Raw genomic sequence first — 1,493 nt, forward strand, 5'->3', positions numbered from 1 at the left:
CTTTATTACCAACGGTTCGAGCGCTGAAGTCCCCGTGTTTACCATTAGCTTCTCTTCAGCCACGTTAGGTGAATACACTTTCACTCTACTTGAAGCGCTAGACCATGTTGCTGGCCTAGCGAACAATGATCTGAGTTTTGATCTTCCTGTTTATGCGGTAGACAGTGATGGCGATGATTCACTGGTGTCACAACTCAATGTGACCATTGGTGATGATGTTCAAATCATGCAAGACGGTACGTTAGATATCACTGAGCCAAATCTTGCAGACGGAACAATCACAACCAACACCATTGATGTAATGACGGCGCAAAGTGCCGATGGCGCAGTGATTACCCAGTTCACTTATGACGGTGGTACCGCTCAAACTCTAGATCCAACAATCACAGGTGAGCAGAAATTTACGTTCACTGAGGGTGATGTGTTCGTCACCATCGAAGGTAACGTGCGCTTTGAGCCGAACCGTGATTTAGACCACGAGAGTGGCGATATCGTTAAATCACTGGTGTTTACTTCGAGTGATGGTGATGTGGATGTTGAAACGGCCACTGTCACACTAACGATTATTGATGGTGATATCCCAACCATAGAATCTGTTCCGAGTATTACGTTGGCAGAGGCGGGACTTGCAGATGGCTCTTCTCCAATCATGGGTGCAGTGAGTCAAACAGAAACCATCTCGTTCACGAATCAAAGCGACAATGTAGAGAAATTCCGCCTAGAGCCAAGTGAGTTCAACAGTGATGATTCATTGAAATCCGATGATCTGCCAATTGATCTGAAAGAAGATCCTGCAGGCTCAGGTAACTATGTTGGTTTTACAACTAGTGCCTCTAATGTAGAAACACAGATTTTCACATTAAGCTTTAGCGCTACGACTCTGGGGCAATATACCTTTACGCTGTTGGAGAATATCGACCACGAGGATGGTCGTGGCAATAATGACTTCACGTTTGAGCTACCAGTTTACGCGGTTGATACCGACGGTGACGATTCGTTAATGTCACCGCTATCAGTCACCATTACCGACGATGTACAAGTGATGGCGAGCGGGGCGCTGAATATTGAAGAGCCTACTGTCGCCGACTTAGCTGCAGGTACGCCAACGACATCCGTTTTCGATGTATTAACATTCGCGAGTGCCGATGGCGCGAGCGTGACTCAATTTACCTATGACGGCACCGCTTACTCTCTAGATCCGAATGATGCGACCGAGCAAGAGTTTACCTTCACCGAAGGCTCACTGTTTATTACGACTCAAGGGGAAGTGCGCTTTGAGCCGAACCGAGATTTAGACCACTCAGCAGGCGATATTGTTAAAAATATCGTTGTGACATCAAGCGATGGCGATGATGACGTTCTTACCTCGACAGTGACGCTTACGATTACGGACGGCGATGTCCCAACCATAGATGTCATTCCACCAATCTCACTATCTGAAACGAATCTAGCCGATGGCTCTGATCCGTCGAATTCTGCGGTCAGCGACACCA

1 protein-coding gene is annotated in these 1,493 nt (G+C 47.2%); it reads left to right on the plus strand.

Going from position 1 to position 1,493, the window contains the following annotated elements:
- On the plus strand, positions 1 to 1,493 hold a 1,493-nt coding region (locus AB4329_RS21600), incomplete at both ends, for a hypothetical protein (protein ID WP_372139243.1).

The organism is Vibrio sp. 10N.261.54.A5 (genome assembly GCF_041471145.1).
In the GTDB taxonomy this organism is placed as follows: domain Bacteria; phylum Pseudomonadota; class Gammaproteobacteria; order Enterobacterales; family Vibrionaceae; genus Vibrio; species Vibrio crassostreae_C.